The sequence below is a fragment of the Acinetobacter sp. YH12131 genome (genome assembly GCF_013418635.1).
GTDB classification, from domain to species: Bacteria; Pseudomonadota; Gammaproteobacteria; order Pseudomonadales; family Moraxellaceae; genus Acinetobacter; species Acinetobacter towneri.
This window is the reverse complement of the sequence record NZ_VPBQ01000020.1, coordinates 38,587-45,358: the sequence shown is the minus strand read 5'-3', so window position 1 is coordinate 45,358 and position 6,772 is coordinate 38,587. Positions and strand designations below refer to the sequence as shown.

Here is a 6,772-nt window from a genome sequence, read left to right as displayed (position 1 = left end):
TGAGCCATGATCAAACTCTTCAGTTAAAATCATTTTGAAGTTTTAATCTAAACTTCCAAATCTGGCTCATCAATTTTCTGACTTAAATTTCGCTCAAATAAACTTCGAGTAATTTAAACCAATCAATTAATGAAATATATTCGATCAATCAATCAGTAAAAATCCACACAAGTTGTTCTTCATAATCTCTTAATGATCTTAATTTCTGCCTCGTCAGCAGAAATTTTAACGCAAAACACTTCTAACAACTTAATTTTGTAAGCTAAGTTCGTAGGCTGTTTCGCGTCGGGATGGGTGCATTCTAGGGGATTTCAAAATATTTGCAAGCCCCAAATTATAATATTTTTCACGTATGTAGTTTTTTTCTACAGAAATGCTTGGTTTTTTTATTTTTTAGCTATTTTTTCATCAAATTTAAATAAAAACTCCCATCTACAAAGTAAATAGGACTTTTTCATCCATACTTTTGTGGACTCAAATCGGTCAAGTTTTGCAGGCTGTAATCAAAGATTATCAATGTCTACGATTCTTTTCGTCTTGTGACATCTAAAAATTTTACATTTCAGTTAAAAGTGCTTTTTGCATGATCCCCAATCATATTGATACATACGGCGTGCATTTATCATTTATTTTATACCTATGTAGTGGTTTTACCGCGAATTAAAAGTTGGTGCTCAGCATTTGAATTAGCGAGTTCTAGTTGACCAGCCTACTTCTCTATTCAACAAATATGGTTCGATGCATCTATATGCACCACTTACAAGAGGGTTTTTCTTATAAAAGTAGCCTTAAAATTCAAATCAGGTTTTAAAAACTTCAATAGACTTCTTGCGTTCGTTAAATTTTCAAATAGCTGAAAGCCATATTTTATGAGGTTTAGGCAATTCAAAAAATTAGATAAATCTATACTTTCGAAAAATTTCTTAATAATGTCTTTATAAAACAAAGAGAAGGAACTTTATATTTTACCTTTAGATATAAACTACCACAAAACCAAAGGCAAAAAAAAGAAAGAGATCTCTCCCAAAATCTCTCCCTCGGAGTTGAATCTATATGCGATCCATATATCGTTATTATAGTTATACGAAAAAAAAGAGTCCCTTGGGGAAGGGACTTGTAAATTGTGGAGCTATAGTTATAAGTACCCTCTAGATCTGTTTTGTACACTGTGTCTAGATGGGTAAATCTTATACATAACTGAGCAAAATTGCAAGATGTTTGGCAAAATTTAAGTGTTGTTTTTATAGGTTTTTTTTTGAATTTACTTATTCATATAATAAATATACCAAACAGAAAATAAAAGCAGACCGAAGCCTGCTTGTATTTCAATCACTTAGAATAGTCCTAGTCCGTGAATGTAACTTTGGCAATTGCTTTTTTACCTGCCTGAATAATATGCGTTGCATTTTCTTTGATCGAAAAACTTGCATCGACTACATTCCAATCTACTTTCACTGCGCCACGCGCCACAGCATCTTTGGCTTGTGCAGCATTTTTAGTTAAACCCGCAGCACGTACAATAGAAGCAATAAATAATTCACCGCCAAATTCAGCACGCGAAATCGTGACTTCTGGCGTACCTTCAGGTAATTCACCTTCGGTAATGATATTACCCGCACCTTTATGGGCATTGACCGCGGCTTCGCTACCATGGAAACGCTCAACCAATTCGAGTGCCAAAATCTTTTTGATTTCTTGCGGATTACGACCTTCTGCCATTTCTTTAAGCAAAATTTCAATTTCATCCATCGACTTGAAGCTGAGTAACTCAAAATAGCGCTCAATCAGACTATCAGGCATCGACAAGACTTTTTGATACATCGCACCCGGTGCATCAAATACGCCAATATAGTTGCCTAAAGATTTAGACATTTTATTTACGCCATCTAAGCCTTCAAGAATTGGCACAGTAATACAAACTTGCGCTTCCTGATCATAACGACCTTGCAAAGTACGTCCCATCAACAAGTTAAAGGTCTGGTCTGTACCGCCCAATTCTACATCGGCTTGTAATGCCACCGAGTCATAACCTTGTACCAACGGATACAAAAATTCGTGAATCGCAATCGGTTGCTGGTTGTTATAACGCTTGGTGAAGTCATCACGTTCCAACATACGCGCTACGGTTTGCTGCGATGCCAACTGAATTAAGTCTGCTGCAGTTTTTGTTGCAAACCATTCAGAGTTAAACACCACTTTGGTTTTATTTGGATCAAGAATTTTAAAAACTTGTTCCTGATACGTTTTGGCATTTTCCAAGACTTTTTCACGTGACAACGGCGGACGTGTAGCACTTTTACCTGTTGGGTCACCAATCATGGCAGTGTAATCGCCAATCAAGAAAAATACTTCGTGACCTAAGTCTTGGAATACTTTTAATTTATTGATTAATACCGTATGCCCCAAGTGTAAATCAGGTGCAGTCGGGTCAAACCCCGCCTTAATTTTTAAAGGACGATTCTCTTTTAATTTCTTTAGAAGATCTTCTTCAGAAATAATTTCATGCGTGCCTCGTTGAATGAGGGCAAGTTGTTCTTCAGCCGGCAGGAAATTTGACATCACGAAATCCAAACACATCAGTTATTCAATTTGTGCGATATACTAACACTTTTTCAGCATATTGCAGGCTATAGAATAACCATGACAGCGATCTATATTGGGGTAATGACGGGCACAAGTATGGATGGTGTCGATCTTGTTGCTGCTTCTTTTGATCCACTGCAACTCCACGCGACCCTGACTTTGCCGTTTGATCCCGATTTACGTGACGAACTCATGGCACTGACTTTGCCAGGTGACAATGAAATTGACCGCATGGGCAAAGCAGATGTGGCTTTAGCCACCATGATTGGACATGGTATTAACAGCCTGATTGAAAAAAATAAACTGGATAAATCTCAAATTAAAGCGATTGGTTCGCATGGCCAGACCATTCGTCATCGTCCTGAACATGCTTTTACTTTACAAATTGGTGATCCGAACATCATCACCGAAATCACCCAAATTCCTGTAATTTCAGATTTTCGTCGTCGTGACATGGCTGCAGGCGGACAAGGCGCACCGTTAGTGCCCGCTTTCCATCAAAACTTATTCCAACATCCGAGTATTCATCGGGTAATTTTAAATTTAGGCGGCATTGCCAATGTCAGTTTGTTGCCTGCAGGACAGCCCGAAGCAGTATCGGGTTTTGATACAGGGCCTGCCAATATTTTAATGGATGCTTGGTGTGAGCGTTACACAGGACAACCTTATGATGAAAATGGCAATTGGGCTGCGTATGGACATCCGATTCGCAGCTTGTTAGATCGTTTACAAGCCCACGCTTTTTTCTCTAAAGAACCACCCAAAAGTACAGGGCGCGAAGACTTTAACTTGGAATGGTTAGATGAACAGGTTGCCGATTGGCGTAATGATGTGGAATATGACGAGCTGGAAGATAATCCTGAAAATATCCAAGCCACTTTATTAAAACTCACTACCCGAGCAATTAAAAAAGCTATTTATCGTTCAGGCATGGATACAGGCGAAGTCTATGTTTGTGGTGGTGGTGCCTATAATTCTTATTTGCTTGAACAATTGCGTTGGCGTTTGCGTAAACATCAATGGACAGTACAAAGCACAGCCGATTTAGGATTAAACCCGACATGGGTGGAAGCCACGGCCTTTGCTTGGTTGGCAATGCGTTTTTGTCAGCAATTAAGTGGCAATTTACCTGCGGTCACAGGGGCAAAAGGTGATCGCATTTTAGGTACCATGACTTTGGTTTAAGTTTATTCTTTTAAACCAAACAATGAACAAAAAAGCCTTTCCTATTCTATATAGGAAAGGCTTTGATCATTTTGAGTACATGAATCTGCTTTTTGACATGCTGATACTCAAAAATATTTAAATCACACTTAGATTGAGAATGAAGACCCACAACCACAAGTGGTGGTTGCATTCGGGTTTTGTACCACAAAACGCGAACCTTCCAAGCCTTCAATATAGTCCACTACTGAGCCAACTAAATATTGATAGCTGAGTGAATCGACCAGCATTTTTACATCGCCATTCACAAATTCTGCATCATCTTCATTTTGGCTTTCTGCAAAGTTAAAGCCATAAGAAAAGCCTGAACAACCGCCACCTGTCACATATACACGTAGCATTAAGTCTTGATTACCTTCACTGTCACGCAATTGGCGAACTTTTTTAGCAGCGTTGTCGGTGAGCTCAAGTGCTTGGGCATTCATGATGGATTTTCCTCAGGTACAATTCAGATGTCTTTTCTGCAAAAAAGACCACTTATCAAGTATAGCATACTCAATATTGGGACGGTGATGCAGAATTAAAGTGAATTCTGAGTAATTACCTCAAGATTCTCCAATTATTTGTAATTTTCGTCCTGCAAGCCACATTCAAAATTGGTTGGCGCTTGTTTACAACGGAATTGCCATAATAATTTCATCATGCGTTTGTCATAAACACCACGTTTGGTTAAGTCAATCCGCGATTCACGCATCATTTTTTGATAACCCGGTTGATCTGCTGCAGGCACTTGCATCCAATATTTTGCAGGAATATCAGCTTTCATTTTACCCAGAATACCAAAGGCACGTGGTAACTGCCCTTTGACCCAATCACGTGATTTTTGACCAAATCCTGCAGGGAATTTATCAGGACGGATAATAATATTGCCCGTGACTTGTAAAATTGGATAATTCACAATCGCGCCTTTAGTGCCCAAACCTTTATGTAGTTCCAAAGGACGGAATACTGCAGCGGGCGCACCAATAATATCGACCTGACCATTGTTAAATTTACTGCCAAAATTGGTGACATCGGCACTTACTGCTTGCGCACCAATTTGCTGTACCATAATTTTTTGCGCTTGGTCATAATCTAAAACAGCAATTTTTTTCCCCGCGGCTTTGGCGACACTATTAATACTGCGGTCATTCACCATCAAAAAGGCATCACCCACAGGAATGACACCTGCGACTTCATACTGACCATTGCGCATATATTTGGCAAAAGCAGGACTCGCCAAACCTTGCATGACTTTAACTGCCAGTTTTAAATCTGGAATCGCACCAATTGCATCTAATGAGCCTGTAAAATGGTTAAATTGACGACCACGCATGCCCGTCACACTAATACCATCACATTTTCCTGCTTTAAAATCTTCTGCAATCACGCCTTCGTTTTGACCTACGCGTAACTCAATTTCTGCGCCCCAGTTTTTGGCCGCCAATTGATAGTCTTGCATTAAGTTATAGACATCACCGTTTTTACCGACCAAGTCGAATACACAGACCACTTGCTTAGCCTGCGCTGCACTAGCGACTAAAGATAAGCCTGCGCCAAATAATAAAGCTTGCGTCCATTGTTTCATTTCTAGTTCCTTCCATTTTTTGTTTTTCTGCGCACAGTTGATCCAAACCTTCAATTTAGTATCACTGTTCTTTTATCAAGCTCAGATTAGCGAATTTTGATTTTTTGGCTGATATGGCTCAATTGACGAATCTTTCATTATAAAAAACCTAGAGATCTAGGCTTTTTTATTAAAAATCAATCTATTCACCACCTAGTGAACATTCAAAATTGGTTTTTTCGACAGAACAACGAGCGCGTTTTAACACACTCATCATGGCAGGGTCATAAATGCCGCGTTTGGTCATATCCATACGTCCATCACGCAGCATTTTTTGATATTTGGTTTTATCTTCTGCGCTTAAGTTCATTTTATATTTGGCTGGAATCTCACCTTCCAAACGATTAATCATACTCATCGCTTTAGGCAGATTTTTTACAAACCAATCTCGTGATTTTTGCCCAAAGCCCGCAGGGAATTGTTCAGGACGAATCACAAAGTCTGCGGTCACTTGTAATACAGGGAAATTAAACATTGCCCCGTTATTGCCTAAACCTTTGTAGATTTCTAAAGGTTTGTACGCATAGGCAGGCGCACCGACCATATCGACCTGACCATTGTTAAACTTCGCCACAAAGTTAGATACATCAGAAATGACGGCTTGCGCGCCTACACGCTGCACCATAATTTTTTGTGCATCGTCATAGCCCAATACCGCAAACTTTTTCCCTGCTGCTTTTTCAATCGAGCTGATGTTCTTGTCGCGCACAAAAATAAAGGCCGAACCTAAAGGTGAAATACCCGCAACTTCATATTTCTTGCCACCTAAATTGGTAACCATTTTCGCTGCATTACGTTGATCTAAAGCAAAGCTGATGGCACGTTGTGCAATCGCATTACTTGGCGCACCACCTAAAGCATCAATCGAGCCTGCAAATTTATTGTATTGGCGAGCACGCATGGCGGTCATAAATACCCCATCACATTTGCCTGCTTTAAAATCATTGTCTGCGACAGCTTCATCCTGACGTGGAATTAAATTGACTTCTGCACCCCAGCCTTTTGCTGCTAGCGCCCACTCTTGTGCCATCTGAAAAGATTCACCTGACTTACCCAGTAAGTCAAAGACACATACATCTACTTTTGCTGCTTGCGCCTGAGCACTGAAACCGATCGCTGCGAATGCTGTCAATGTTGCGCTGACCCATATTTTTTTCATTGTTTCGATCCTTCTACAGATTTTTTTATTTTTGAGTGTCCGTACACGAAACAAATATTAAGCAAGTTCAAATTAAAAAAATAGAGCATTTACTCGAATTTCATCTGTCAATTCTGCCAAAACCTTATACTGCCTTATTTAAGCGATCATTTTTATTGCATAATTCACTTATATTTTATAGATTTAGATCAAAATAAAGA

Annotated in this window: 5 protein-coding genes; 1 reads left to right on the top strand and 4 read right to left on the bottom strand. The window is 39.3% G+C overall.

The window, feature by feature from the left end:
• Window positions 1-1,344: 1,344 nt before the first annotated feature.
• On the bottom strand, window positions 1,345-2,577 hold the full coding sequence (tyrS, locus tag FTU66_RS12055; RefSeq protein ID WP_180112862.1) for a tyrosine--tRNA ligase: 1,233 nt from the start codon (window positions 2,575-2,577) through the stop codon (window positions 1,345-1,347).
• A 63-nt stretch (window positions 2,578-2,640) separates the two neighbouring features.
• On the opposite strand from tyrS, the gene FTU66_RS12050 reads away from it, so the two are divergent.
• Entirely contained in the window at window positions 2,641-3,768 is a 1,128-nt protein-coding gene (locus tag FTU66_RS12050; RefSeq protein ID WP_004969740.1) for an anhydro-N-acetylmuramic acid kinase, read from the top strand.
• 128 nt (window positions 3,769-3,896) lie between these two features.
• Here FTU66_RS12050 and erpA read toward each other — a convergent pair whose 3' ends face one another.
• The 3 genes from erpA to FTU66_RS12035 all read right to left on the bottom strand — a co-directional run bounded on the left by erpA (window position 3,897) and on the right by FTU66_RS12035 (window position 6,572).
• Window positions 3,897-4,232 carry an iron-sulfur cluster insertion protein ErpA gene (gene erpA / locus FTU66_RS12045; RefSeq protein WP_004969742.1) on the bottom strand — a complete coding sequence of 112 codons (336 nt, stop codon included), beginning with the start codon at window positions 4,230-4,232 and terminating at the stop codon, window positions 3,897-3,899.
• A gap of 134 nt (window positions 4,233-4,366) precedes the next feature.
• Entirely contained in the window at window positions 4,367-5,374 is a 1,008-nt protein-coding gene (locus FTU66_RS12040; RefSeq protein WP_180112861.1) for a putative solute-binding protein, read from the bottom strand.
• Between the two features lie 181 nt (window positions 5,375-5,555).
• Window positions 5,556-6,572, bottom strand: a complete 1,017-nt coding sequence (locus tag FTU66_RS12035; RefSeq protein ID WP_004969750.1) for a putative solute-binding protein — start codon at window positions 6,570-6,572, stop codon at window positions 5,556-5,558.
• Between the last annotated feature and the right edge of the window lie 200 nt (window positions 6,573-6,772).

What these genes read in the sequence shown, in the direction of transcription:
- FTU66_RS12035 (WP_004969750.1), bottom strand. Translation starts at nt 6,572, where the DNA reads ATGAAAAAAATATGGGTCAGCGCAACATTGACAGCATTCGCAGCGATC.
- erpA (WP_004969742.1), bottom strand. Translation starts at nt 4,232, where the DNA reads ATGAATGCCCAAGCACTTGAGCTCACCGACAACGCTGCTAAAAAAGTT.
- tyrS (WP_180112862.1), bottom strand. Translation starts at nt 2,577, where the DNA reads ATGTGTTTGGATTTCGTGATGTCAAATTTCCTGCCGGCTGAAGAACAA.
- FTU66_RS12040 (WP_180112861.1), bottom strand. Translation starts at nt 5,374, where the DNA reads ATGAAACAATGGACGCAAGCTTTATTATTTGGCGCAGGCTTATCTTTA.
- FTU66_RS12050 (WP_004969740.1), top strand. Translation starts at nt 2,641, where the DNA reads ATGACAGCGATCTATATTGGGGTAATGACGGGCACAAGTATGGATGGT.